The 5161-nt window shown below is 64.1% G+C and carries 6 protein-coding genes and 2 pseudogenes; all 8 read left to right on the top strand.

Annotated elements, in window-relative coordinates:
* Positions 1 to 217 (top strand): annotated as a pseudogene (gene chlL, locus AC6RA8_RS20965) (ferredoxin:protochlorophyllide reductase (ATP-dependent) iron-sulfur ATP-binding protein); the annotation flags it as partial.
* The gene (bchM, locus tag AC6RA8_RS20960) at positions 217 to 897 is read left to right on the top strand and encodes a magnesium protoporphyrin IX methyltransferase (RefSeq protein WP_500355567.1); all 681 of its coding nucleotides are present in this window, start codon (positions 217 to 219) and stop codon (positions 895 to 897) included. The pseudogene chlL and the gene bchM, both read left to right, overlap by 1 nt.
* Entirely contained in the window at positions 894 to 2318 is a 1425-nt protein-coding gene (locus AC6RA8_RS20955; RefSeq protein ID WP_500355564.1) for a PucC family protein, read from the top strand. The genes bchM and AC6RA8_RS20955 overlap by 4 nt, the downstream gene beginning before the upstream one ends.
* A gap of 25 nt (positions 2319 to 2343) precedes the next feature.
* On the top strand, positions 2344 to 3114 hold the full coding sequence (gene puhA / locus AC6RA8_RS20950) for a photosynthetic reaction center subunit H (RefSeq protein ID WP_500355562.1): 771 nt from the start codon (positions 2344 to 2346) through the stop codon (positions 3112 to 3114).
* A gap of 324 nt (positions 3115 to 3438) precedes the next feature.
* Complete coding sequence (gene puhB, locus AC6RA8_RS20945) at positions 3439 to 4071, top strand: photosynthetic complex putative assembly protein PuhB (RefSeq protein WP_500355561.1); 633 nt, start codon at positions 3439 to 3441, stop codon at positions 4069 to 4071.
* Between the two features lie 5 nt (positions 4072 to 4076).
* Positions 4077 to 4580: a photosynthetic complex assembly protein PuhC gene (puhC, locus tag AC6RA8_RS20940; RefSeq protein WP_500355559.1), complete on the top strand. Its 504-nt coding sequence runs from the start codon at positions 4077 to 4079 to the stop codon at positions 4578 to 4580.
* Positions 4564 to 4860 carry an O2-dependent cyclase accessory protein gene (locus tag AC6RA8_RS20935; protein ID WP_500355557.1) on the top strand — a complete coding sequence of 99 codons (297 nt, stop codon included), beginning with the start codon at positions 4564 to 4566 and terminating at the stop codon, positions 4858 to 4860. The genes puhC and AC6RA8_RS20935 overlap by 17 nt, the downstream gene beginning before the upstream one ends.
* Positions 4857 to 5161, top strand: a pseudogene (locus AC6RA8_RS20930) (magnesium-protoporphyrin IX monomethyl ester (oxidative) cyclase); the annotation flags it as partial. The gene AC6RA8_RS20935 and the pseudogene AC6RA8_RS20930, both read left to right, overlap by 4 nt.

Genomic DNA, 5161 nt, shown 5'->3' with positions numbered 1-5161 from the left:
CGGCTTTAACCGCATCGCGCATATGCCCGATGTGGACGCCATCCGCCGCTCGCGCTTGAAAAAGAAGACCCTGTTCGAGATGGACGACGAGGAAGACATCGTGCGCTGCCGCGCCGAATATATCCGCCTTGCCGAAACTCTCTGGAACGGGACCGAAGGGCTGGCCCCCGCCCCAATGGAAGACCGCGATATCTTTGAACTGCTGGGATTCGATTAATGGACTACGGCTCCACCCGCGCCCGCGTCGAAGACTATTTCGACCGCACGGCGACCAAGACATGGGAGCGTCTGACATCAGACGCGCCCGTGTCGCGCATTCGGGAAACCGTGCGCGCGGGGCGAGAGCGGATGCGCGACCTGATGCTGAGCCGCCTGCCGGACGACCTGCGCGGGGCACGGGTGCTGGATGCGGGATGCGGGCCGGGTGTCGCCACCATCGAACTGGCCAAACGTGGGGCTACAGTGGTGGCCGCCGATATTTCGCCGCAACTGATCGACATTGCGCAACTGCGCCTGCCGCACGACCTGGCGGGCCGCGTGACCTTCCACGCGGGCGACATGCTGGACCCCAAGCTGGGCCAATTTGACGCCGTCATCGCGATGGACAGCCTGATCTACTACACCGCCTCTGACATCGGCGACGCACTTGCCGCGCTCGAACCCCGCGTCAGTGGCCCTGTTGTTTTCACCGTTGCCCCGCGCACCCCCGCGCTGATGGCGATGTGGTATGCGGGCAAGGCCTTCCCCCGCTCCGACCGCTCACCAGTCATGATCCCGCATGCGCACCCAAAACTCGCCAAGGCTGCCAAGGCCGCTGGCGTGCGCCGTATGCTGCGCCCCGTAGACCGCATCACATCCGGCTTCTACATCTCCGAAGCGATGGAGCTGCGGCCATGAGCGCGCTCAAGCATCTCTCGCTCAAGGCACTGCCTTTTGCAGATGCGGCGTCAGATGACCTGCCGATGGGTCAGCTTTTGCGCCTGTCGTTGTTCCAGGTGTCGGTGGGCATGGCCTCGGTCATGCTGCTCGGTACACTCAACCGCGTGATGATCGTGGAGTTGTCGGTGCCCGCCATGATCGTGGCGGTGATGATCGCGCTGCCGGTCCTGTCGGCCCCGTTCCGGGCGCTGCTGGGGTTCCGCTCCGACACCTACCGCTCCGCCATCGGGTGGAAACGCATCCCCTATATCTGGTTCGGCGCGCTCTGGCAGTTTGGCGGCCTCGCCATCATGCCCTTTGCCCTGCTCGTGCTCAGTGGCGACACGGTGCACAAGATCCCCTTCGCGGGCGAAGTGCTGGCGGGCCTCGCCTTCCTGATGACGGGCCTTGGCATTCACATGACCCAGACCGCCGGACTGGCCCTGGCCAGCGACCGTGCGACGGATGAAACGCGCCCCCGCGTGGTGGCGATGCTTTACGTCATGTTCCTTGTGGGTATGGGCATCTCCGCCCTGATCATCGGTGGTTTACTGAACAATTACAGCAGCTTGACCCTGATCCGGGTGGTGCAAGGCTCTGCTGTGGTCGGCGCAGTCCTCACCTTCATCGCGCTCTGGAAACAGGAAAGCGTGACGCCGATGAGCCGTGAGCAGCGCGAGGCCCCGCGCCCGCTCTTCCGCGACGCGTGGAACGACTACGCTGCCGGCGGCAAGGCCGGGCGCCTGCTCGCCTGCGTCTTCATCGGAACCATGGCCTTCAACATGCAGGACGTGCTGCTGGAACCCTATGGCGGCGAAATTCTCGGGCTTTCCGTGTCGGCCACCACGATCCTGACGGCCCTCTGGGCGGCGGGCGCGCTGACGGGCTTCATCTGGGCCGGGCGGCGGCTTGCGAAAGGGTCGAATTCCTACCGGCTGGCAGGCGCTGGCGTGCTGGCGGGCATCTGGGCCTTCTCCCTTGTGATCTTTGCAGCCCCCATGCAGGCCAACCTGCTGTTTTACGCAGGTGCCACGCTGATCGGCTTCGGCGGCGGGCTCTTTGCCGTGTCAACTCTCACGGCAGCCATGGCGATGCCGGCAAAAGGCGTCGCAGGGCGCGGTCTTGCCCTTGGGGCGTGGGGGGCCGCGCAGGCCACGGCCGCAGGCGTCGCCATCGCCCTGGGCGGCACGCTGCGCGACTGGATTGGTGCTGTCGCCATGTCCGGAGCCTGGGGCGAAGGCCTCGCCACCCCGACTACCGGATATTCCTTCGTTTACCATACCGAGATTGGCTTGCTCTTCGTCACTCTCGTCATCCTGGGACCGCTTGTGCGCACTTCGGGTCCCCTCACCGAACGGAAGGACGCAGGCCGCCTGGGCCTCGCGGATTTCCCCACATGACCTTCTCCAGGAAAGGACATCTGTCATGACCGCAACATTCTTTGGCGAATTCGACCTCGCGTCGCTGGCGCTCTGGTTGTTCTACATCTTCTTTGCCGGGCTCATCATTTGGATCCAGCGCGAAAACATGCGCGAGGGCTATCCGCTGGAAGATGACGAGGGCAACGCCTCGTCCAATTCCGGCCTGTTCCCCTTGCCGGAAGACAAGAGTTTTGAACTGCCCCACGGGCGTGGCACCGTGACCGTGCCATCAGGCCAAACGCCCGAACGCGCCGACATTCCGATGAAACGCTCCGGTCCGGGCAACGGCTACCCGCTAGAGCCGACGGGGGATCCGATGCTGGACGGCGTTGGCCCGGCCAGCTGGGCCCCACGCCGCGACGTGCCTGAACTCGATGGACACGGGCACCCCAAAATTATCCCGATGTCGGGCAATGAAGCCTTCCGCTTTGCCAAGGGTCGTGATCCACGCGGCCTGCCGCTGGTTTCCGGCGACGGGGAAGTTGTGGGCAAGGTCGTCGATATGTGGATAGACGAGCCTGAACAGCTCGTGCGCTACCTTGAATACACACTCGACGCCAAATGGGGCACCGGCAACCGTCTGGTGCCGCTGACTCTTGCCCGGATCAAATCCGACCGGGTCGTCGTGCGCACGCTTTATGGCAAGCACTTTGCCACTGTGCCGCAGCACGCCAGCGCCACACAGGTGACGATGCTCGAAGAGGAAAAGATCAGCGGCTACTACGGCGGCGGTGTCCTCTATGCCGACAGCAGCCGGCAAGAGCCCAAGCTCTGATGCAACACGCGCGCGCCATATCCTGGCAAGGCCCCGGGGCATCCCGGCGGCTGGCGCGTGCGTCTTCGTTACTTTGCGAAAAGGGCGGCGCCCGACCCTGGGTGGGCGCTCCCAACCTCAATTCGAACCGCCACGCTGTTGGTCTGCAAAACAACCGTGCAGCGCGTGACATCACCAATGCGCCCTCCCGTCACGCCGGGGGCGTGCCGGAAATCAACCATGCGCCTTTGGCGCAATGGGAGGGTCGGGCGCGGCCCGGGGGTGAACCCCGGACATATCAGCACCAATGCAGGTCCCCCGAAACCGTGAAAGGGAACGTGCGCCATGTCCCATGATGATTTCGCAGTCGAACCAATCGAAGGGCTCCCCGAACGCCCGCCCGAAGGGGAACAGATCCTGTGGCAAGGCAGGCCAGACACACGCGCCCTCGCCCGCGAGGCGCTGAACCTCAATTGGATCATCGGCTATTTCGGGCTGCTCGCCGCTTGGCGGTTCATTTCGGTGATGGACCTCATGCCGATCGGGCAAGCGATCGGAGCCACGGTGCCCTTCCTCATTCTGGGGGCCATCGTCTGCGCCCTGCTCTACGGCGTCGCACTCATTCAGGCCAGGGCGACGATGTACACCATCACAACGTCCCGCATCGCCATGCGGATCGGGGCGGCCCTCACGCTGACGATCAACCTGCCCTACCGCGAACTGGGCAACGCAGCACTTGATCTGCGCAAAAACGGCACGGGCACCATCGCGCTCGACACCACCGGCAAGACGAAAATCAGCTACCTCGTGCTCTGGCCGCACGCACGGCCCTGGCGGTTCGGCAGCACGCAGCCCGCCCTGCGCTGCATTCCCGACGCCGAAAACGTTGCGCGCATCCTCGCCGACGCGGCCGAAGCACGGATCAGCACACCCCAAGTCACGCGCGTTGCCCCCGGCGGCGCCGTCGCGGCGGAGTAAGCGCCATGTCTGACGCCACCACTCCCCGCATCCACGCCAAGGAAGACGAACTTGTCCCGCGCATCCTGATACGTGCGGTCCTCGCCCTCCTGCTCATTGTCCTTTCGCTGGTCACCATCGCCACACTCACGGACCGACCCCTCGAAAGCACCCCACCCCAGACGGAAATCATCGCGGAAAGGGCCATCTTCCTGTCCGGCGACGCGTCGGGTGCGGCGCGCGTGCTGGACGCACACGGCACGGTTCTGGCGGATTTTGCATCGGACAAGGGCGGCTTTGTCGCCGGCATTGAACGGGTGATCGCCCGCGAACGGGGCAAGGTTGGCGCAGACGCCGCCGCCTCGGTGCTGCTGCGCCTGCGCGTCGGCAACCGTCTTTCACTCTACGACCCCACGACCAACTGGAGCGCCGAGCTGATGGGCTTCGGCGCCGACAATCTCCGCACCTTCGCCAGGTTGCTGGAGCCCACCCAGACCCAAGGAGGAAGCCACCATGGGACTACTGACTAAGGACGTCGAACGTGCGCCCTGCACGGTCGAAATAAGCCACAAGTTCGAAAGCCTGCACGCGCATGTGCGGTTCAACAACGGCGCCGTCGTCTATCCGGGCGACGAGGTGCAGGTGCAAGGGCCGGAAATCATGGCCCCCTTCGGCGAGATCGTGCGCGAGGATCGCGAGGCGATCATCACCCGCGCCTCCGGCCTCGAACGGCTCTGGACCCGCCTCACTGGCGATTTCGAAGTCATGGAACTCTGCGAATTCTCCTTCTCTGAAGAGGTGACGCTATGAATATCCAGAACACAGAAAAACATACCGCTGATGCCACCTCTGTTGAGGAAGGTCTGGCCATCGCCCAGGCACAGGACGAAAAATTCACGTCCGAGTTTGCCACCGAAACGGCCATGCAGAACACCCTGCTGACGCCGCGCTTCTACACCACCGACTTCGACGAGCTTGACGCCATTGACGTGTCCTCGGTCCGCGAGGACTGGGACCAGCTGATCGACCAGATGGAAAGCGACCCGAACAAGGGACATTTCAAGAAAAACGAAGACTGGGACCACGTCGATTGGGACGGGATGGAGCCGCA

It is taken from the genome of Tateyamaria sp. (genome assembly GCF_059783535.1).
The sequence above is the reverse complement of the archived record's forward strand: the minus strand, read 5'-3'. Positions and strand labels throughout refer to the sequence as shown.